Origin of the sequence: Achromobacter sp. UBA2119 (genome assembly GCF_002331005.1) — a bacterium.
Taxonomy (GTDB): Bacteria; Pseudomonadota; Gammaproteobacteria; order Burkholderiales; family Burkholderiaceae_B; genus Achromobacter; species Achromobacter animicus.
The window spans coordinates 23,201-41,689 of the sequence record NZ_DCYD01000020.1 but is presented as its reverse complement, the minus strand read 5'-3'; the positions used below and the strand labels follow the sequence as shown (position 1 = coordinate 41,689).

Below are 18,489 nucleotides of genomic sequence, written 5' to 3'. Positions count from 1 at the left end.
GGAGCCCGCATGACGCGCCACTTTGACGACCTGCAGCTGGGCAGCATCGAGATGTTCTGCCTGGCTGCGGAACTCAGCAGTTTCACGGCCGCCGCCAATGCTGCGGGCGTCACGCCGGCAGCCGTCAGCCGCAGCGTCTCGCGGCTGGAGGCGCGGCTGGGCATCCGGTTGTTCGTGCGCAGCACGCGGCATATCCGGCTTAGCGACGAAGGGCGCGCCTATTTCGAGCAGGTGCGCCCGGCCATTGCGCAATTGGTCGACGCCGAACGCCAGGTGGGCGGGCAGGCCGCGGCCGGGCGGCTGCGCATCAGCCTGCCGACGCCCTATGCGCATTACCGCGTTCTGCCGCTGCTGCCCGCATTTCGCGACAAGTATCCCAACGTGGACGTGCACGTCCACATCAGCAACCGCAATGTCGATTTCGCCGATGACGGTTATGACCTGTCGGTGCGCGGGCGCGCGCCCGACGACTCGGCGCTGATCGCGCGCAAGCTGGAGGACGCGGAACTGGTGGTGGTCGGCGCGCCGGATTACCTGCGCCGGCGCGGCACACCGCAAACGCTGGAGGATCTGGCTGCGCACGACTGCATCCAGTTCGACCGGCCCAGCAGCGGGCGGCGCATTCCGTGGACGTTTCAGGTGGAGGGCGAAGCGGTCGACGTCGTGACCGACGGCGCCTATGGCACGGCTGAGGACGTGCTGGGCGGCGTGACGCTGGCCCGCGCGGGCGCCGGCCTCTTTCAGACGTATCGCTTCGTGGTCGAAGACGATCTGCGCGCGGGCAGGCTGACTGAGGTGCTGCAGCAACATGGCGGCAGCACCCGGCCGTTCGTGTTGTTGTACCCGCATGCCCGGCACATATCGCGCCGCGTGCGGGCGTTCGTCGATTTCCTGGTCGACAAGCTGGCGGACTGAGCGGAGTCAGTCGCCTTTCAACTGCGCGATCACCACCAGGATCACTGCCGCGTTGCCTGGCTGCTGAGAAACCGAATTGGCGGTGCGCGCGTGACCGGCCTTCTCGCCTAGCACCCGCGCAAACAGGCCGGATGCGCCATCCAGAACGGCGGGCTGATCCAGAAAGCCCGGCGCGCTGGCCACATAACCCTCGACGCGGACAAGGTGGTCCAGCCGGTCGAAGCTGCCGGTGTGCTGGCGGATCTGCGCCAGCACGTTCAGCGCGGCCAGTTCCGCGGCCTGCCGGCCCTGGTCAACGGTCAGCTCCGCGCCGACGCGGCCCTGCCACACCACGCGCCCGTCGCGCAGCGGCAATTGGCCCGAGATGAACAGCAGGTCGCCCGCCTGGCTGACGGCGGTGTACTGGCCCAGCGGTTGGGGCGCGGGCGGAAGGGTCAGGCCAAGTTCGGCCAGTCTGGCTTCAATGGACATGGTGGGTCTCTCGAGGTGAGGACGCCCGCCGCACGGCGGGCTGTCGTGGTGATGCTACCAATGACCCGCAGCGGCGCCGCCATCGACCGGAAGGATCGCGCCGGTGGTGTAGGCCGAATCGGTCAGATAGGTAACCGCACCGACAATGTCGTCCACCTTGCCCATGCGGCCGGCAGGCTGCAACGAATTCAGGAAGCCGAACGTGGCCGGATCGTGCATCGGCGTCTCGATGATGCCGGGCGCCACCGCGTTGACGCGGATGTTCCGGTCAGACAGTTCTATTGCCAACGCCCGCGTGGCGTGATTCAGGCCGCCCTTGATCAGCACGGGCAGCAGCGCCGGGACGCGGCTGCTGGGCTGCATGGCGATGCTGGCCGTGATGTTGACGATGTGGCCGTCGCGGTATTCCGACATGTGCGCGGCGGCCTGCTGGGTGATGTGGAAGAAGCCCTTCAGGTTCGTATCGATGATGCGGTCCAGGTCTTCGTCGGTGTAGTCGCCCAGGGGCTTGGGAATGAAGATCCCCGCGTTGTTGACCAGCACGTCGATGCGTCCGAACCGCTCGGTGGCCTGGCGCACGATATCGCGGGCAGTGCTGGCCAGGGCGATGTCGCCGGCCACGGCCAGGAAGCGGTCGGGCAGGCCCAGGCCTTCCTTAGCCAAGCGCTCGGCGGCGGCGTTCAGGCCTTCCTGGCTGCGGGCGTTGCCCACCACGTTGTCGCCGCGGCGCAGGTATTCCTGCGCCAGGGCAAATCCGATTCCGCTGGACGCGCCCGTGATCACTACAGTCTTGTTCGACATTTCAATACTCCGGTTTGGCATTTGAGGGTGCCTGCGCGCTCAGACAGTGAGACGAACTATAGGAGCGGGCGCCCAGGCGATAAACGCCCGCGGCGGAACATGAATTGATACCTGGGGGAATAAGCGAGGCGGATCGTGCTGTGCGCCGCCGCTGTCCGGCGATAAGATGCGCTACCCGTGCATAACGACAAACGGGAGGGAGACATCATGCATCGCTACACCCACAATGCGCTGCGCGGCCTGGCCGCGTTGGCGTTGATCCAGGGCGCCGTGCCCGCGCACGCCGCCGGCTATCCGGCCAAGCCCATCACCTTCATCGTGCCGTACACCGCGGGCGGCACGACCGATCTGGTCGCGCGCACGGCGGGCCAGAAAGTGGCCGAAAAGCTCGGGCAGCCGGTCATCGTCGAGAACCGTCCTGGCGCGGGCGGCAACATCGGCATGGACGCCGTCGCCAAGGCCGCGCCGGATGGCTACGTCATCGGCTTTGGCGCGATATCCACGAACGCGCTCAATCCGTTCGTCTATCCCAAAATGCCGTTCGACCCGACCAAGGATTTCACCGGGATCAGCATGCTGGGGGCGTCCTCCGTGGTGCTGGAGGTGGGCCCGTCGGTAAAGGTGGACAGCGTCAAGGACTTGGTCGCCTACGCCAAGGCGAATCCCAATACGTCGTACGGCACGCCCGGCACGGGCACGTCCATGCATCTGGCGGGCGTGATGTTCGACCAGTTGACCGGGGCCGGCATGCAGCACGTGCCGTACAAGGGAAGCGCCCAGGCGTTGAACGATCTGCTGGGCGGACACTTGCCGGTCATGTTCGACAACCTGCCCGCGTCGCTGCCGCACATCAATGCGGGCAAGGTCCGCGCGCTGGCGGTCACCGGCAGCAAGCGCGCCCCGGCGTTGCCCGACGTGCCGACGCTGGCCGAATTGGGCTATTCGGGCGCGGTGGTGGATCCGTGGTTCGCGGTCTATGGGCCCGCGGGCATGTCGCCCGACGTGACGCGCGTGCTGAGCGACGCCTTCCAGGCGGCGCTTGCGATGCCGGACGTCAAGGACAAGCTGGAGAAGGCCGGCTTCATGCCCTATGGCTCGTCGCCGCAGGAAGTCGAGCGGCTGACCCAAAGCCAGCACGAGGCCTTCAAGGCCTTGTCGCAGAAGGTGAAGCTGTCGGCAGATTGATCTGCAGTGCGGGGCATGCGGGACGCGGGGGCGCCGAGGTCGGCGCGGGCCTCGCAGGTCCCGCTACCGGCCGCGCGCCAGCGCCTGTTCGCGCTGTTCTTCAAGCGCTTCACGGCGGATGAAGTCGCGCACGAAGGTGTCGGCCGGGTTGTGGTGAAGGTTGTAGGGCGTATCCCATTGCGCGATGCGGCCCTTGGCCATCACCCCGATGCGGTCGGCGATCGCGAACGCTTCGGCCTGGTTGTGCGTGACCAGGATCGCGGTGTGGCCTGTGGTCTTCAAAATCTCGCGCACCTCGAAGGCCAACCGCTCGCGCGTGTCTACATCCAGGTTCGAAAACGGTTCGTCCAGCAGCAACAGGTCGGGCGAGGGCGCAAGCGCGCGGGCCAGGGCCACGCGTTGCTGCTGGCCGCCGGAAATCTCATGCGGATAGCTGTTGGCGGCGTGTGCCAGGCCGACAAGTTCCAACATTTCTTCGACACGGCGGGCGCGGTCCGGACGCGGCAGCTTGCGCAGGCCGAACGCCACGTTCAGCGCCACGGTCAGGTGCGGAAACAGCGCGTAGTCCTGGAACATCATGCCCACGCGGCGCAGCTCGGGCGCGACCTGTTCGGTGGGCGATGAGATCACCGTGCCGTCCAGCAGGATGCGGCCGGCGCGCACCGGCTCGAAGCCGGCAATGGCGCGCAACACGGTGGTCTTGCCGCAGCCGGACTCGCCCAGCAGGCAGCCGATGTGGCCGGCGGGCAAGCCCAGCGACAGGTCCTGCACGATGGGTTTCAAGCCAGCGGGTGTGTCGTAGGCCAGGGAGAGGTGGTCGATTTCTAGCAGATCGGGCACGATGATCAATGTCCCATTTTCAGATTGGTGCGCGCCAGCAGGATGACCGGCAGCAGGCCGGCCAGCACGATGGCCAGCGCGGCCACGGCGCCTTCTTCGTACGTGCCGCGCGCGGCTTCCGCGTAAAGCCACGTGGCCAGGGTGTCGAAATTCATGGGGCGCAGCAGCAGGGTGGCGGGCAGTTCCTTCATTGCGTCCACGAACACCAGCAGCGCGCTCGCGGCCAAAGCGGGCCGCAGCAACGGCAGGTGGACGCGGCGCAACGTGCCGCCGGAGGTTTCGCCAAGCAGGCGCGATGCTTGTTCCAAGGACGGCGGGATGCGCGCCAGGCCGGCTTCCAGCGCCCCGGTGGAAATCGCCAGGAAGCGGATCGCATAGGCGCACACCAATGCGCCCATCGAGCCCATCAGGAACAGGCCCGTGCCGCCGAACACGCGTGCGACCGCGGTGTCGATCCACACGAAGGGGGTCAGCAGGCCGATGGCCAGCACCGTGCCGGGTACCGCATAGCCCAGGCTGGCGATGCGCGCGCAGGCGCGGCCCGGATTGAAGCCGGCGCTTTCGCGCAGGGTGCGGCCCGCCCACGCAACGATCAGCCCGCAGAGCAGGGTGACCACGGTGGCGCTGGACGCGACGATCAGGGTGTTGCTCAGGCCGCCGATCAACTGGTCCGACACACCGCCCACCAGGTGAAGCCGCTTGTAGGTTTCAACGACCAGATACAGCGCCGGCGCGACAAACCCGATCAGGACGGGAATCCAGCCCAGCACGGCCGCGACGGCAGCCGCCGCGCCACGCAGCCGACGCGGCTGCATCGGGCGCATGCGCTGCGTGTTGGCGTAGCGCTGCCGCTTGCGGCCGTGGCGTTCCAGCAGAATCAGCCCGATGACGATCGCCAGCATGGTCAGCGCAATCTGCGCGGCGCCAGCCAGGTCTGAACGGGTGACCCAGGTGGTGTAGACGGAGACGGTCAGCGTTTGCACGCCGAGGAATTCGGAGGCCCCGATGTCGTTCAGGGTCTCGAGCAGCGCCAGGCTCACGCCCACCACGATCGCGGGACGGGCCAGGGGCAGGGCGACGCGGCAGAACACCGCCACGCGGCCCGCGCCCAACGTGCGGGCAGCTTCGAGCAGGCTGGCGGCCTGCGTCATGAACATGACGCGGGTGCTCAGGTAGACATAGGGGTACAGCACGAAGCCCAGCACGAAGATCGCGCCGTAGATGGAGCGCAGGTCGGGCAGGCGGAATTGGCGCGGGCTGTCGAAGCCGAGCATGGCGCGGATCGCCGACTGGATGGGTCCGATGGGATGCAGCAGGTCCAGGTAGGCGAACGCGATGATGTAGGTGGGCACCGCCAGCGGCAGCAGGAGCGCCCAGGTCAGGACCCGGCGCGTGGGAAACTCGTACGCGGTCACCAGCCATGCCGCGCCGGTGCCAAGCAAGGTCACGACGACGCCCACTCCGGCCAGCAGGATGACGGTGTTCGCGAAGGCCTGCGGCAGCACATAGCTGGCCAGATGCTGCCAGTGTTCCAGGCTGCCGCCCATCGCCCACCAGCCGAGCGTCAGTACCGGCGCCAGCACCGCCAGCGCGATCAGGGCTGCGCCAACCAGCCAGCCGGTTCCGCGTTCAGACCAGCGCAGCCGTAGCGGCGTGGGCAAGGATTGTGTGTGCATGCTTCAAAGTCGGTTGCATCAATGGCAAGGCCTGTTCCCCCGGAAAAGCGGGAACAGGCCCTACGCGTTGCGCCCGGTGCCGGGCGCTCGCGTGTCACTGCATCAAGGTCACGCCATGCCCGAAGGCACGGCGGTCCGGCAGCTTATCAGTTGTCGAAGCCGACCTTGTCGACCAGTTCGCTGGCTTGCTTGCGATGCTTGGCGATCTCGGTCAAGGGCAGGGGATCGACCTTCAGTTCGCCGAAGCTTGCGATCACCGGGTCCAGCTTCACGCCCTTGCGGACGGGGTATTCGTAGTTGGCCTGCGCGTACAGGGCTTGGGCCGGTTCCGACACCAGGAAGTCCAGCAGCTTGACCGCATTGGCCTTGTTGGGAGCGTGCGCCGCGACGGCCGCGCCGCTGACGTTCACGTGCGTGCCGCCGCTCTTGGCATTGGCGAAGGTCGGGCGGATGACCTTGATGGCATCGCCCCACTTGCGCGCGTCGGTGCCGGGCTCGGCGTTCTTCATGTGGCCGACATAGTAGGCGTTGGCCAAGCCGATGTCGCAGATGCCGCCCAGGATGTCGCGCGCCACGTCGCGGTCGCCGCCGGCGGCCTTGCGGGCCAGATTGGCCTTGACGCCGCGCAGCCATTTTTCGGTGGCCTCGGCGCCGTCATGCGCGATCATGGAAGCGACCAGCGCGGTGTTGTAGGGGTGCTGGCCGGAACGGATGCAGACCTTGCCCTTCCACTTGGGATCGGCCAGATCTTCGTAGCGGAAGGATTCCAGCTTCAGGTCCTTTTCCACATACAGCACGCGGTCGCGCAGCGACAGGGCGTACCATTTGCCATCGGCGTCGCGCAGGTTGGCGGGAATGACCGAATTCAGCGTGTCGGACTTGACCGACTGCGTCACGCCGCCGTCCACCAGATCCAGCAGGTTGCCGATATCCACCGTCATCAGCACGTCGGCGGGCGACTTGGCGCCTTCGGCCTTGACGCGTTCCAGCAGACCGTCCTTGACGAAGACGGTGTTGACCTTGATGCCGCTTTCCTTGGTGAAAGCATCCAGCAGCGGCTGGATCAGCTTGGGTTCCCGGGTGGTGTACAGGCTGACTTCCTCGGCGGCGTTGGCCGACACGGTGAAGGCAGCGGCGCCGGCGAGCGCCAGCGCGCGCAGCAGGGAATTCAATTGGGGACGCTTGATCATGAAGGAACTCCAGCTAGGGCCGAAACGAGTGTTGCCGCACGGCTCCGCCTGATTTGGCGGCGCGCCATTGCGAAAAACGGTCTGCTAACGAAAATGATTATCAAGTGAGAACGCGACAATAACAGGAAGCATTGCGCCGTTCAACTAGCAGTAAGCGTTGGGTTCAAGACGTTGATCCCCGTCAAACTGGAATAAGGGTATTACGGAATAATGAGAGCAGTTATCATCAAGACCCTGTAGAATAGGGACAACCCTAATGCCGACCGCGGCCTTTTTTTTGCGGTTCGGAATGACCTCGCGGCACAGCTGGGCTTCGCCCGGCCACGACCCGCCCTTACTGAATACGACATGGCTGCTTTCAACACTGAGCGCGTACTTAGCGTGCACCACTGGAACGACACCCTGTTTTCCTTCACCACGACGCGTGATTCGGCCTTGCGGTTCCACAACGGCCACTTCGTGATGATCGGCCTCGAAGTTGAAGGCAAGCCGCTGCTGCGGGCCTACAGCATCGCCAGCGCCAACTACGAAGAAAACCTCGAATTCCTCAGCATCAAGGTGCAGAACGGCCCGCTCACGTCGCGCCTGCAGCACTTGAAAGAAGGCGACACCATCCTCGTCAGCCGCAAGCCGGTCGGCACCCTGGTCGTCGACGACCTCAAGCCCGGCAAGCATCTGTTCCTGTTCGGCACTGGCACCGGCCTCGCGCCTTTCATGAGCATCATCAAGGACCCGGACGTCTACGAACGCTTCGACAAGGTCATCCTGGTGCACGGCGTGCGGTGGGTCAGCGAACTGGCCTACGCCAACTACATCGAAAACGAACTGCCGAACAACGAATTCTTCGGCGACATCGTGCGCGACAAGCTGGTGTATTACCCCACAGTGACGCGCGAGCCTTTCCGCAATCAAGGCCGCATCACCGAACTGCTCGAAAACGGCAAGCTGTGCGCCGACATCGGCATTCCGCAAATAAACCCCGAAACCGACCGCGCCATGATCTGCGGCAGCCCGCACATGCTGGCTGACATCAGCGCCATGCTCGATAGCCGTGGTTTCGCGGTGTCGCCGGGCGTGGGCCAGCCGGGCGACTACGTCGTCGAGCGCGCCTTCGTGGACAAATAAGCCAAGCGGTTCCGGCCTTCAGGTTCTAAAAAAACCCATCGCAAGCGCGATGGGTTTTTTGCTTTGGCACGCCTGGTGTGAATCACTCCGGCTGAATGCCGGCCTTCTTGATGATGTCGCCCCACTTCTTCGATTCCGCCTGCTGGAACTTTGCCAGCTCGTCGGGTGTCGACGAAGCCGCGTCCGTGCCGGTTTGCGCGTAGAACTGCTGAGCGGGCTTGGCCTTGGTGGCGTTGACCAGCAATTCGTTCAGGCGCTTGACCACGTCGGGCGGTGTGCCGGCCGGCGCATAGGCGGCAAACCAGTAGCCCATCTCGTAGCCGGGCACGCCAGCCTCGGAAATGGTCGGCACTTCGGGCGCTAGCGGCGAGCGCGCCTGGCCCGTGACGCCCAGCGCGCGCAGCTTGCCGGACTTGACCTGCGGCAAGCCCGTGGCGGTGTCGGTGATCATCATGTCGATCTGGCCGCCCAGCAGGTCGGTGACGGCGAGCGGATTGCTCTTGTAGGGCACGTGCAGCAGTTGCACGTTGGCCATCTGCTGCAGCAGTTCACCAGCGATGCGGCTGCTGGAGCTGCCGCTGCCAAAGCTCAGCTTGCCCGGCGACTGCTTGGCCTGGGCCAGGAAGTCGCCCACCGTCTTGGCGGGCGAACTGGGATTGACGACCATGATCTGTCCGCCCTTGCCCAGCAGCGTGAGGGGCGCGAAATCCTTGACGGGATCGTAGGTCAACGATTTGTACAGGTGCTCGTTGGCGGCATGCGTGGTGTTGGTGGTGATCAGGACCGTGTAGCCGTCGGGCGTTGCGCGCGCGCCGGCTGCCGCGCCGATCATCGCGCTTGCGCCGGGCTTGTTCTCGATGACGACGGCTTGGCCCGTCTGTTCGGTGACGCCCTGGCCAATGGCGCGGCCGATCTGATCGGTGGCGCTGCCGGCAGCGAACGGGACGATGAAAGTGATGGGCTTGGTCGGGAATTGCGCCATGGCCGAAAGGGGCAGGGCGGCGGCCAACAGCAGGGCCAGCCGGCCCTTGGTAGCGATGCGCATGTGTGTCTCCTGTGGTGTTTTTTTATCGGAACTGCAAATCAGGCGGCCGCGGGACGGTCGCCGGGTATGTCTGGCAGACGGCTCGCCAGCGCTGCGCTGACCTCCACCGTCATGTCCAGCAATCTGAAAGACAGGCTCTTGCCGTGCGTGTCGAGGTTCAGCGCGTCATTGACGCCGCCGTCCAGCACGCCCTCCAACACGAAATTCATTGCGTTGAGCATCGGCAGCGCATAGCGTGTCACACGTTTCGGATGGCGGTACGCGAACCACTGTGCGACGCGCGCTTCGGTCACTTGCGCGGCCAGCACGTCATAGCATTCGGGATCCCAGGCGATGAGGCTCAGGTTGGAGATATCTCCCTTGTCCCCGGATCGGCTGTGGGCCAGCCGGTACAGCGGCACGGCGAGCAAAGTCTGGTTCATGGCGCGATCTCCTCCAGGAAGTTCCAGCCGCTCTTTACGGCTTCGCGGGGAATGGTGCAGGACATCATGTTCAAGCGCGGGCGCAGTGCAGTGCGCACGCCGCCGCCGCCGGCCGGGCCGCAGGTATAGAGCGCGGTCACTTCGCGCAATACCTGTTCGGCCTGCGCGCGATCGGCGTTTTCGGTGGCCAGACGCAGCCGCACGTCGCGGGCATGGCTGTCGGGCAGCGCGCGGCGCATCTCGCCCGCATCGTCGCCCAGGATGCTGATCGCGCCGATCAGGTCCGCGCGCAGCTTGTAGCCGGCGCCCAGGCGCTTCTGGACGATATCTGCCGCGAGCCGCGCTCGGGCTTCGGCCTGCACGCCCGCATATGAAATCTCCGCTTCAGCCAGCCAGCCGCCGCGATAGCAGACGTTCACCTTCAGTTCGTCGGGCCGGGCGTGACCCGTAATGCCATGGACCGCAACCCGGTTGCCGCCCAGTTCGACGACACGCGCCTGGCTCAGGTCCGCCACCACGTCGGGGGTCAGATACCGAGCCGGATCGTGGACTTCGTACAGCAATTGTTCTTTCACCGTGCGCGCGTCTACGGCGCCGCCGGTGCCGTCTGCCTTGCCGATCACGAATTCGCCGTCGGCCTGGATCTCGGCGATGGGGAAACCGGCCGCATGGACGTCCGGCACTTCCTTCAGCCCCGGCACGCAGAAATAGCCGCCGGTCACCTGCAGCCCGCATTCGAGCATGTGGCCGGCCATGGTGGCACGTCCCAGGCGCGGCCAGTCGGCGGGATCCCAGCCGAAGTGCGCCAGCGCGGGCCCCAGCGTCAACGACGGGTCGGCCACGCGGCCGGCCACGACGATCTGCGCGCCGGCGGCCAGCGCCTCGGCGATTTCGGTGGCGCCCAGATAGGCAGTGGCGCTCACGATGTCCAGGCCGTCCAGTGCGGCGCCCAGTCGATGCGCCAGCAGGTCGCGATGCTCGGCGCCATTCAGCGCGTCGCCATGCACGACAGCGATGCGCGGAACCGGCAAGCCTTGGTCACGCGCCAGTTCAGCAATACGGCGCGCGGCGGCGGGCGGATTGGCCGCGCCGAAATTGCTGACGATGTTGATGCCGTGGCGCAGGCAGTCGCCCAGGACCGGACCCACCAGTTCGTCCAGCAGGGGTTCATAGCCGCGGTTCGGATCGTCGTTGCGCGCAAGCTGCGCCAGCGCCAGCGTCCGCTCAGCCAGCGTCTCGAAGATCAGCGTGCCGCCGCCTTGGGCGGCCATGGTGCGGACCACGGCCGCGGCGCCATCGGTGCGATCGCCGGAGAATCCGGAGGCGCAGCCGATGAGCAAGGGAGATTGAGACATGAGCAGTCCAGGCGCGTTCAAGGGGTTGGGACGACTATAGGCAAGGCACGATCATCCGTAAAATAGAAAAATCGGATTGATTAATACAAGAAAGCCATGAATCTATCGTCCCGCCAACTGCGTGCCTTCGTGGCGCTTGCCGATGAAAGGCACTTCACGCGCGCCGCGCAGCGCTGCCACCTGACGCAGCCGGCCTTCAGCGCGTTGATCCGTTCGCTGGAAGACAGTGCCGGCGTCCGGCTCTTTGATCGCAGCACGCGGCACGTCGAGCTGACTGCCGAAGGCCGCGTGCTGGACGCGACCGCGCGGCGCCTGCTGGCGGACATGGACCTTGCAATGGGCGATTTGCGGGATATGGCGGACCGCCGGCGGGGCAGGGTGACGCTGGCCGCGCTGCCGTCGCTTGCGGCGGGCTGGCTGCCGGATCTGCTGGCGCGCTTCCGGCAAGATCATCCTGGCATCGTGCTGGACCTGCGGGACGCCTTGCTCGATCCTTGCCTGGACATGGTGCAGAGCGGGGTGGCCGATTTTGCCGTAGCCTCGAGGCGGCCTGACATGACCGATCTGGATAGCGAATTCCTGCATGCCGATCGCTACTTTCTGGTGTGCCGCGTGGACCATCCTTTGGCGGACCAGCCTCGCGTGCGGCTGCGCGACGTGCTGCGGCATCCGATCATCCAGCTTGCGCGTGGCAGCAGTGTGCGCAAACATCTGGACGAAGCGCTGGGCGCCGAGGCGCCCCTGCCGGTTTTCGAGGTCGAGCATCTGGCGACCGTCACGGGTCTTGTGCGTGCGGGGCTGGGTGTGTCGGTCGTACCCGCAATGACGCTTTTTCATTTCCGCAGCGCCGACCTGCGTGTCGTACCTTTGGCGGGCCGCGCCTTGACGCGGCCGCTGTATCTGGTGCGCCGTAAAGGACGCAGCCTGTCAGTGGCCGCGCAGGCGTTGGCGGAACTGCTGATTGCGCATCGTGGCGATATCGGCGGGGCAGGGCATCCGCCGGCTGCGCAGGGTCAGTCCTAAACCCTCTTTACGGCGAACCGCTACTTTCGCAAAAGTCTATTGCTGGATAAACTCCGATAGTTGTAGCTTCTATCCGTCACCAGAAGGATTCCGCCCATGAGCAAGCAAATCATTCATACCGACACCGCGCCCGCCGCCGTCGGCCCTTACTCGCAAGCGGTTGCCGTCAGCGGCACCAAGACTGTCTATCTCTCGGGCCAGATCGGCCTGGAGCCCGGCACCGGCGACCTGGTCTCTGAAAACTTCGACGCGCAGGTGCGTCAGGCGTTTGCCAACATGCAGGAAGTCATCAAGGCTGCAGGCGGCACGCTGGAAAACGTGGTCAAGCTCACGCTGTTCCTGACCGACCTGGGCAAGTTCACGGCGGCCAACGCCATCATGGCCGAGATCATCCCCCAGCCGTTCCCGGCGCGCTCCACGATCGGCGTGGCCAGCCTGCCGAAGGGCGCGCAGTTCGAAGTCGAAGCCATCATGGTCCTGTAAGGCGCGCCCGGACGTTTCATTCCAGGGGTTCGTTCCTACATGACGGCCGCAGCCGTGGCCTCCAAGCGAACCGGCGCCGACAAGAACGGCGCCGGCAAACCGATGACGGATACGGAGCGCAAGCTTCGTAACCTGGGCTTGGTGCTGCCCGAGGACTTCGTGCTGCACCTGCCGCTGCGCTACGAAGACGAAACACGCGTCATCCCGATCAGCTCGCTGCGCCCCGGCTTTGCCGGCCAGGTCGAAGGCGAGATCACCAAATCCGAAGTCCTGTACCGGCCGCGCCGCCAGCTTACCGCCACGTTGGCGGACGACAGCGGCGAACTGCAATTGCGCTGGCTGAACTTCTACCCCAGCCAGCAGAAACAAGTGACCGTGGGCAAGCGCCTGCGCGCCCGCGGCGAAGTGCGTGGCGGGCTGTTCGGCCGCGAGATGGTGCATCCGCGGCTGACTAACGCGGATTCGCCGCTGCCGACTGCTCTTACCCCCGTTTATCCCACTACCGAAGGGCTGCCTCAGCCGGCCTTGCGGCGCGCCATTGCACAGGCGCTGAACACTGCTGACCTGTCCGACACGCTGCCCGAGGAGGCTCGCGCGCGCTACGACCTGCCGCCGTTCGAGCCCGCCATTCGCGCGCTGCACACGCCCGCGCAGGGCGAATCCGAACAGGCCTTGATGGATCGCGTGCACCCGGCATGGCGGCGCATCAAGTTCGACGAGCTGCTTGCGCAGCAGCTCTCGCTCGCCGCCGCGCGTGCGGCACGCCGCATCAAGGAAGCCGAATCGCTGCCGGTGCAGAACGGCGCAGGCGGGCTGGTCGCACGGCTGTACGAAACACTGCCGTTCAAGCTGACTGTGGCGCAGCAGCGCGTCGTGGAGGAAATCTCGGCGGATCTGGCCAAGCCGTATCCCATGCACCGGCTGTTGCAGGGCGACGTGGGCAGCGGCAAGACCGTCGTGGCGGCCATCGCGGCGGCGCAGGCCATCGCGGGCGGGGCGCAGGTGGCGCTGATGGCGCCCACGGAAATCCTGGCCGAGCAGCACTTTCGTAAGCTGGTGTCCTGGCTTTCCCCACTGGGCGTGAACGTCGCGTGGTTGAGCGGCAGCCTGACCGCGAAGGCCCGGCGCGAAGCCGCTGCCGCCGCTGCCGACGGCAGCGTGCAGCTTGTGGTCGGCACGCAGGCGCTGATCCAGGATCATGTCGAGTTCCACCGGCTGGGCCTGTCCATCGTCGACGAACAGCATCGCTTTGGCGTCGGCCAGCGTCTTGCACTGACGCGCAAGGGCGAAACCGTGCGCGGCCGCATCGTGCCGCATCAGCTCAACATGAGCGCCACGCCCATTCCGCGCACGCTCGCCATGACTTTTTTCGCCGATCTGGACGTGTCCGTGATCGACGAGTTGCCACCCGGCCGCAGCCCCGTCGTGACCAAGCTGGTCTCGGACGCTCGGCGCGAAGAGGTTATCGCCCATATCGCGCAGGCCGCGCGCGGTGGCCAGCAGGCTTATTGGGTCTGTCCGCTGGTCGAGGAAAGCGAAGCCCTCGAATTGCAAACCGCCGTCGACACCTACGAAGGCATGCGGACCGATCTGCCGGATCTGCGGATCGGACTGGTGCACGGCCGCCTGCCGCAGGCCGAGAAGGCCGCCGTGATGCAGGCATTCCGCGACGGCGACATCGACCTGCTCGTCGCCACGACCGTCATTGAAGTCGGCGTGGACGTGCCGAACGCGTCGCTGATGGTGATTGAACACGCCGAGCGCTTCGGGCTTGCCCAGCTTCACCAGTTGCGCGGGCGCGTGGGGCGGGGCACGGCCGAGTCCGTGTGCGTGCTGCTCTACCAGACGCCGCTCTCGCAGGTTGCGCGCGAACGGCTGCGTGCCATGTTCGAAACGTCCGACGGCTTTGAGATCGCCCGGCGCGACCTGGAACAGCGCGGCCCCGGTGAATTCCTGGGCACACGTCAGTCGGGGATGGCGCTCCTGCGCTTTGCCGACCTGGAGACCGACGCCGCGATCGCCGAAGACGCGCGCGACGCCGCCGTGTGGTTGCGCGCCGAACATCCCGCCGTCGTCGAGGCCCATCTGGCCCGCTGGATGCGTGGCCGCGAAGACTTCCTGCGCACCTGACATGCGGCTCATCCATTCTCTTGAATCCTCAAGCGCCGGCCACGGGGCCGGTGCGTAACCCCGGGGGCGTAGTCCACCATGACTCTCACCGAACTCAAGTACATCGTCGCCGTCGCCCGCGAGCGGCACTTTGGCCGCGCGGCCGAGGCCTGTTTCGTCAGCCAGCCGACGCTGTCCGTGGCCATCCGCAAGCTCGAGGACGAACTGGGCGTGACCCTGTTCGAACGCGGCGGCTCCGAAGTCGGCGTGACGCCCATCGGCCAGCGCATCGTCGCGCAAGCGCAGAAGGTGCTCGAGGAAAGCGCAAGTATCAAAGAGATCGCCCGGCAGGGCCACGACCCGCTGGCCGGCCCGCTACGCGTTGGCGTCATCCACACCATCGGACCCTACCTGCTGCCCAAGCTGGTGCCCGTGCAGATCGGCCGCACGCCGCAGATGCCGCTGCTGCTGCAGGAAAACTTCACCGTCCGTCTCGTCGAGCTGCTGCGCCAGGGCGAGATCGACTGCGCCATCATGGCCTTGCCGCTGCCCGAAGCCGGCCTGGTCATGCAGCCGCTCTACGACGAGCCCTTCGTCGTGGCCGTGCCCAATGACCATGAACTGGCCCAGCGCAAGTCCATCGACGCCCAGGACCTGAAACAGCAGACCATGCTGCTGCTGGGCAGTGGCCATTGCTTCCGCGATCAGGTGCTTGAAGTCTGTCCGGAACTGTCGCGCTTCTCGGCCGCTAGCGATGGCATCCAGCGCACCTTCGAAGGCTCCTCGCTCGAAACCATCCGCCACATGGTCGCGGCCGGCATCGGCGTCACCGTGCTTCCGGTCACCGCCGTCCCCGAACACCCGCCCTCCAACAGCTTGTTGCGCTATCTGCCGTTCGAAGGCCATGTGCCCGAGCGCCGCGTCGTCCTTGCATGGCGGCGCAGCTTCCCGCGCCTGGCGGCAATCGAAGCGCTGGCGCAGGCCGTCTATGAGTGCGAGCTGCCGGGCGTGAAGATGCTGGCCGGCGAAGCGGCGGCCGTGCAAGATTGAACGCTAAACGACGGCCAATGGCCGGCGCGGTTTTGCGTGGGCGTCATTGCGCAAGGCGCGCCCCTTGCACCGCGTCAATTGGTCGCAGCCCATCGTGAGAACGGCGCCTCCACAACGCCTGTTCTGTCGTGTTTGCAGTGGTATTCTTATTTCCGCCTTTTTCCATAGGAGCTAGCAATGGCCAAGTCCACCAAGAAGACCTCGAGCGTTCCACGCATCAACATCGGTATTTCGGACAAGGACCGCGCCGCGGTTACCGGCGAACTGTCCAAGTTGCTGGCCGATTCATACACGCTGTACCTGATGACGCACAACTTCCACTGGAACGTCACGGGGCCCATGTTCAACACGCTGCATCAGATGTTCATGACGCAGTACACCGAAGAATGGAACGCGCTGGACAGCATCGCCGAGCGTATCCGCGCGCTGGGCCACTACGCGCCGGGCACGTATCGCGAATACGCCAAGCTGTCGTCGATCTCTGAACCGGAAACCGTGCCGGACGCGCTGGAAATGGTGCGCCTGCTGGTGGACGGCAACGAATCGGTCGCCAAGACCGCCCGCGCAGCCTTCGAAAAGGCCGACGCCGCCAACGATCAGCCCACGGCCGACCTGCTGACGCAGCGTCTGGACGTGCATGAAAAGAACGCGTGGATGCTGCGCAGCCTGCTGCAGTAATCGGTACGGCCGGCTCCCTTCAGGGAAGGCGGCCGATTCCTCAGGCTCAAGTTGAAATGGCCGTCCGGATGGGCGGCCATTTTTTTTACGGCGGGAACGTCGCCTACAAGTCGTACACCGGAATCGGCGGAATGCGTTTGGCCGGCGGCGGAATTCGCCACGACGCTCTGCGGCGCAGCGCGCCCAGCAGTTTCAGCCCCTGCGGCCAGTCGTCCAGGCCGCTTTCCGCATTGATATGACCGGCGCCGGGCAGGACGACGACACGGCTTCCCCAGTCCGCCGCGAAGACGCGCGCGCGTTCCAGCGTGCAATAGGGATCGTTGTCGCTGGCAACCACCACGCTCTGGAAAGGCAGCGGCTGGCGCGAAATGGGCGCGAAGGCGCGCAGGCATTCGGGCATGTCGGCGCGTTCGACGTCGGCGGGTGCGACCAGCAGTGCGCCGGCGACCTTGGCGCGCAAGGGCACGGGCAGGGCGGCGCTGATCAGGCAGCCAAGGCTGTGCGCGACGAGCAGGACCGGGCTGCGGGCTTCGTCGACCTCGGCGGTCAGGCGGGATATCCAATCGGCCGCGCGGGGATTTTCCCAGTCGTGCTGCTCGATGCGCCGGGCGTTGGGCAACAGGGCCTGCCACCGGGACTGCCAGTGGTCGGGGCCGGAGTTTTTCCAGCCCGGGACGATTATCGGTTGGAGTCTCATGCGGCACATGATGCCGCCGCCGTTTAGTAACTCAAACGAATTAATGGTCTTTTGCATATACGGCGTTCGGAATAAGGCCGGCGGTGCGAATCATGCCGCGGTGCAATAAAAAAACCCCGGAAAACCCTGCGCCAACCGGCCCAAAAGCCGCGAAATTTCAGTGTATGCTTGCCGGGCAAATGCACCGCCAACGGGCATGACATCTACGTTTCCGGCCGTCAGCCCGTTGATGGATCAACGATTAAAAGTCATTCGAGGAGTCCACTCATGAAGCCAGTTTTCCGTCTGACCCCGGTCATCGCAGCGCTGGGCGTCGCCGCTGGTTTGACGTTTGGCGCGGCCGCGCACGCGCAGACCATCAAGATCGGCGTCGTCGGCCCCACCACCGGCGCGGTCACGCAGTATGGCGATATGGTCCGTGAAGGGGTCGATACCGCGGTCGAGCGCATCAACGCCGCCGGCGGCATCAATGGCAAGAAGCTGGAAACCGTGGTCATCGACGACGGCTGCGAACCCAAGCAGGGTCCCAACGCCGCCAACCGCGTCGTGAACAGCAAGATCGGTTTCGTCGTGGGCCACGTGTGCTCGGGCGCCACCATCGCCGCCGCCGACATCTACAACAACGAAGGCGTGGTCATGGTCACCCCGTCGGCCACGTCGCCGGCACTGACCGACGGCAAGAACTACGAGTTCATCTTCCGCACCATTGGCCGTGACGACCAGCAAGGTCCCGCCGCCGCCAAGTTCATCCTCGACAAGATCAAGCCCAAGAAGGTTGCCGTGCTGCACGACAAGCAGTCGTACGGCCAGGGCATCGCCACCGCGGTCAAGAACGACCTGGAAAAGGGCGGCGTGGCCGTCGCCGTGTTCGAAGGCATCAACGCGGGTGACAGCGACTACTCGGCGGTCATCACCAAGCTCAAGAGCCAGGGCGTGGACTTCGTCTACTACGGCGGCTACCACCCCGAAATGGGCCTGCTGCTGCGCCAGGCGGCCGAACAGGGCGTGAAGGCCAAGTGGATGGGTCCGGAAGGCACGGGCAACCCGGACATCAACGCCATCGCGGGCGACGCCGTCGAAGGCATGCTGCTGACGCTGCCGGCCGACTTCACGCAGAACGCCGCCAACGCCGACATCGTCAAGGCGTTCGAAGCCAAGAAGCGCAATCCCAGCGGCGCGTTCCAGATGACCGCCTACGCGGCCACGCAAGTCATCGCGGACGGCATCAAGGGCGCGGGCTCGGACGATCCCACCAAGGTGGCCAAGTACCTGCACGCCAATTCCTTCGACACGCCGATCGGCAAGGTGTCGTGGAACAAGCAGGGCGACCTGACGAACTTCCAGTTCGACGTGTTCACCTGGCACAAGGACGGCTCCAAGACCGTCTACAAGTAAATCACTGCGCGGCGGGCCGTTCCAGGCCC

At 65.6% G+C, this 18,489-nt stretch carries 18 protein-coding genes; 9 read left to right on the top strand and 9 right to left on the bottom strand.

All coding sequences use genetic code 11. The features are described 5' to 3' along the window. The first annotated feature begins 9 nt into the window (after positions 1 to 9). Positions 10 to 915 (top strand): LysR family transcriptional regulator, encoded by a 906-nt coding sequence (locus tag B3098_RS27380; RefSeq protein ID WP_286900329.1) that lies wholly within the window; start codon positions 10 to 12, stop codon positions 913 to 915. Between the two features lie 6 nt (positions 916 to 921). Here the strand turns inward: B3098_RS27380 and B3098_RS27375 are convergent, their stop codons facing one another. Both B3098_RS27375 and B3098_RS27370 read right to left on the bottom strand, forming a co-directional pair. Further along, on the bottom strand, positions 922 to 1,386 hold the full coding sequence (locus B3098_RS27375) for a RidA family protein (RefSeq protein ID WP_279973961.1): 465 nt from the start codon (positions 1,384 to 1,386) through the stop codon (positions 922 to 924). 54 nt (positions 1,387 to 1,440) lie between these two features. Continuing rightward, complete coding sequence (locus B3098_RS27370) at positions 1,441 to 2,187, bottom strand: SDR family NAD(P)-dependent oxidoreductase (protein ID WP_175121658.1); 747 nt, start codon at positions 2,185 to 2,187, stop codon at positions 1,441 to 1,443. Between the two features lie 207 nt (positions 2,188 to 2,394). Between B3098_RS27370 and B3098_RS27365 the strand changes: the two genes are divergently transcribed. Then, complete coding sequence (locus B3098_RS27365) at positions 2,395 to 3,372, top strand: Bug family tripartite tricarboxylate transporter substrate binding protein (protein WP_175121657.1); 978 nt, start codon at positions 2,395 to 2,397, stop codon at positions 3,370 to 3,372. A gap of 63 nt (positions 3,373 to 3,435) precedes the next feature. Here B3098_RS27365 and B3098_RS27360 read toward each other — a convergent pair whose 3' ends face one another. From B3098_RS27360 to B3098_RS27350, 3 genes are all read right to left on the bottom strand, one after another. Next, positions 3,436 to 4,212 (bottom strand): ABC transporter ATP-binding protein, encoded by a 777-nt coding sequence (locus tag B3098_RS27360; protein ID WP_191578686.1) that lies wholly within the window; start codon positions 4,210 to 4,212, stop codon positions 3,436 to 3,438. Between the two features lie 5 nt (positions 4,213 to 4,217). Beyond that, positions 4,218 to 5,888, bottom strand: a complete 1,671-nt coding sequence (locus tag B3098_RS27355) for an ABC transporter permease (protein WP_286900327.1) — start codon at positions 5,886 to 5,888, stop codon at positions 4,218 to 4,220. A gap of 146 nt (positions 5,889 to 6,034) precedes the next feature. After that, positions 6,035 to 7,078, bottom strand: coding sequence for a Fe(3+) ABC transporter substrate-binding protein (locus B3098_RS27350; RefSeq protein ID WP_286900325.1), 1,044 nt, complete (start codon positions 7,076 to 7,078; stop codon positions 6,035 to 6,037). A gap of 348 nt (positions 7,079 to 7,426) precedes the next feature. Here B3098_RS27350 and B3098_RS27345 point away from each other — a divergent pair, with 348 nt between their 5' ends. Then, positions 7,427 to 8,203, top strand: coding sequence for a ferredoxin--NADP reductase (locus B3098_RS27345; RefSeq protein WP_175121654.1), 777 nt, complete (start codon positions 7,427 to 7,429; stop codon positions 8,201 to 8,203). Between the two features lie 82 nt (positions 8,204 to 8,285). On the opposite strand, the gene B3098_RS27340 is transcribed toward B3098_RS27345, so the two are convergent. Genes B3098_RS27340 through B3098_RS27330 form a run of 3 tightly spaced genes read right to left on the bottom strand, consistent with a single transcriptional unit; the run spans position 8,286 to position 11,025 of the window. Further along, positions 8,286 to 9,248, bottom strand: a complete 963-nt coding sequence (locus B3098_RS27340) for a Bug family tripartite tricarboxylate transporter substrate binding protein (RefSeq protein ID WP_286900324.1) — start codon at positions 9,246 to 9,248, stop codon at positions 8,286 to 8,288. A gap of 38 nt (positions 9,249 to 9,286) precedes the next feature. Further along, positions 9,287 to 9,670 carry an AtuA-related protein gene (locus tag B3098_RS27335; protein ID WP_218343728.1) on the bottom strand — a complete coding sequence of 128 codons (384 nt, stop codon included), beginning with the start codon at positions 9,668 to 9,670 and terminating at the stop codon, positions 9,287 to 9,289. Then, on the bottom strand, positions 9,667 to 11,025 hold the full coding sequence (locus B3098_RS27330; protein WP_286900321.1) for an acyclic terpene utilization AtuA family protein: 1,359 nt from the start codon (positions 11,023 to 11,025) through the stop codon (positions 9,667 to 9,669). Before B3098_RS27330 ends, B3098_RS27335 begins: the two co-directional genes overlap by 4 nt. 96 nt (positions 11,026 to 11,121) lie before the next feature. On the opposite strand from B3098_RS27330, the gene B3098_RS27325 reads away from it, so the two are divergent. The 5 genes from B3098_RS27325 to B3098_RS27305 all read left to right on the top strand — a co-directional run bounded on the left by B3098_RS27325 (position 11,122) and on the right by B3098_RS27305 (position 16,368). Continuing rightward, positions 11,122 to 12,048, top strand: coding sequence for a LysR family transcriptional regulator (locus tag B3098_RS27325; protein ID WP_286900318.1), 927 nt, complete (start codon positions 11,122 to 11,124; stop codon positions 12,046 to 12,048). A 96-nt stretch (positions 12,049 to 12,144) separates the two neighbouring features. Continuing rightward, positions 12,145 to 12,531 carry a Rid family detoxifying hydrolase gene (locus B3098_RS27320; RefSeq protein ID WP_056561027.1) on the top strand — a complete coding sequence of 129 codons (387 nt, stop codon included), beginning with the start codon at positions 12,145 to 12,147 and terminating at the stop codon, positions 12,529 to 12,531. Between the two features lie 39 nt (positions 12,532 to 12,570). Further along, positions 12,571 to 14,661 carry an ATP-dependent DNA helicase RecG gene (gene recG, locus B3098_RS27315; RefSeq protein ID WP_286900315.1) on the top strand — a complete coding sequence of 697 codons (2,091 nt, stop codon included), beginning with the start codon at positions 12,571 to 12,573 and terminating at the stop codon, positions 14,659 to 14,661. A 78-nt stretch (positions 14,662 to 14,739) separates the two neighbouring features. Next, entirely contained in the window at positions 14,740 to 15,690 is a 951-nt protein-coding gene (locus B3098_RS27310) for a LysR substrate-binding domain-containing protein (protein ID WP_286900312.1), read from the top strand. Between the two features lie 177 nt (positions 15,691 to 15,867). After that, entirely contained in the window at positions 15,868 to 16,368 is a 501-nt protein-coding gene (locus B3098_RS27305; protein WP_175121647.1) for a Dps family protein, read from the top strand. A 103-nt stretch (positions 16,369 to 16,471) separates the two neighbouring features. Here B3098_RS27305 and B3098_RS27300 read toward each other — a convergent pair whose 3' ends face one another. Continuing rightward, positions 16,472 to 17,065: an RBBP9/YdeN family alpha/beta hydrolase gene (locus tag B3098_RS27300; protein WP_175136577.1), complete on the bottom strand. Its 594-nt coding sequence runs from the start codon at positions 17,063 to 17,065 to the stop codon at positions 16,472 to 16,474. A gap of 267 nt (positions 17,066 to 17,332) precedes the next feature. Here B3098_RS27300 and B3098_RS27295 point away from each other — a divergent pair, with 267 nt between their 5' ends. Further along, positions 17,333 to 18,460: a branched-chain amino acid ABC transporter substrate-binding protein gene (locus B3098_RS27295; RefSeq protein ID WP_175136576.1), complete on the top strand. Its 1,128-nt coding sequence runs from the start codon at positions 17,333 to 17,335 to the stop codon at positions 18,458 to 18,460. The last annotated feature ends 29 nt before the right edge of the window (positions 18,461 to 18,489 follow it).

Coding starts and splice junctions, on each gene's coding strand:
- B3098_RS27380 (WP_286900329.1), top strand. CDS start 10: ATGACGCGCCACTTTGACGACCTGCAGCTGGGCAGCATCGAGATGTTC.
- B3098_RS27375 (WP_279973961.1), bottom strand. CDS start 1,386: ATGTCCATTGAAGCCAGACTGGCCGAACTTGGCCTGACCCTTCCGCCC.
- B3098_RS27370 (WP_175121658.1), bottom strand. CDS start 2,187: ATGTCGAACAAGACTGTAGTGATCACGGGCGCGTCCAGCGGAATCGGA.
- B3098_RS27365 (WP_175121657.1), top strand. CDS start 2,395: ATGCATCGCTACACCCACAATGCGCTGCGCGGCCTGGCCGCGTTGGCG.
- B3098_RS27355 (WP_286900327.1), bottom strand. CDS start 5,888: ATGCACACACAATCCTTGCCCACGCCGCTACGGCTGCGCTGGTCTGAA.
- B3098_RS27350 (WP_286900325.1), bottom strand. CDS start 7,078: ATGATCAAGCGTCCCCAATTGAATTCCCTGCTGCGCGCGCTGGCGCTC.
- B3098_RS27345 (WP_175121654.1), top strand. CDS start 7,427: ATGGCTGCTTTCAACACTGAGCGCGTACTTAGCGTGCACCACTGGAAC.
- B3098_RS27340 (WP_286900324.1), bottom strand. CDS start 9,248: ATGCGCATCGCTACCAAGGGCCGGCTGGCCCTGCTGTTGGCCGCCGCC.
- B3098_RS27335 (WP_218343728.1), bottom strand. CDS start 9,670: ATGAACCAGACTTTGCTCGCCGTGCCGCTGTACCGGCTGGCCCACAGC.
- B3098_RS27330 (WP_286900321.1), bottom strand. CDS start 11,025: ATGTCTCAATCTCCCTTGCTCATCGGCTGCGCCTCCGGATTCTCCGGC.
- B3098_RS27325 (WP_286900318.1), top strand. CDS start 11,122: ATGAATCTATCGTCCCGCCAACTGCGTGCCTTCGTGGCGCTTGCCGAT.
- B3098_RS27320 (WP_056561027.1), top strand. CDS start 12,145: ATGAGCAAGCAAATCATTCATACCGACACCGCGCCCGCCGCCGTCGGC.
- recG (WP_286900315.1), top strand. CDS start 12,571: ATGACGGCCGCAGCCGTGGCCTCCAAGCGAACCGGCGCCGACAAGAAC.
- B3098_RS27310 (WP_286900312.1), top strand. CDS start 14,740: ATGACTCTCACCGAACTCAAGTACATCGTCGCCGTCGCCCGCGAGCGG.
- B3098_RS27305 (WP_175121647.1), top strand. CDS start 15,868: ATGGCCAAGTCCACCAAGAAGACCTCGAGCGTTCCACGCATCAACATC.
- B3098_RS27300 (WP_175136577.1), bottom strand. CDS start 17,065: ATGAGACTCCAACCGATAATCGTCCCGGGCTGGAAAAACTCCGGCCCC.
- B3098_RS27295 (WP_175136576.1), top strand. CDS start 17,333: ATGAAGCCAGTTTTCCGTCTGACCCCGGTCATCGCAGCGCTGGGCGTC.